General features: G+C 52.7%; 1 protein-coding gene. It reads left to right on the top strand.

The genetic code is table 11. The features are described 5' to 3' along the window. Nucleotides 1–239, top strand: a 239-nt coding sequence (locus SB773_RS34395; RefSeq protein ID WP_410595009.1) for an ATP-binding cassette domain-containing protein, incomplete at both ends; no start/stop codon positions are given.

Genomic DNA, 239 nt, shown 5'->3' with positions numbered 1-239 from the left:
CTGGGAAAAAGCGGTGGATATGCTGAGACTCGTAGGTATCCCCTCTCCTGAAAAACGTGCAACACAAGAACCACATGAGCTGTCTGGCGGGATGCGCCAACGTGTGATGATTGCGATGGCACTGGCTTGCCGTCCTGAGATTTTGATCGCGGACGAACCGACGACGGCTCTGGACGTGACGATTCAGGCTCAAATTTTGGAGCTGATGAAAAAGCTTCAGGTCGAAATGGGCATGAGCA

It is taken from the genome of Bacillus sp. SIMBA_074, from assembly GCF_046534555.1.
Lineage (GTDB): Bacteria > Bacillota > Bacilli > Bacillales > Bacillaceae_G > Bacillus_A > Bacillus_A mycoides.
This window is presented reverse-complemented; position numbering and strand designations above follow the sequence as displayed.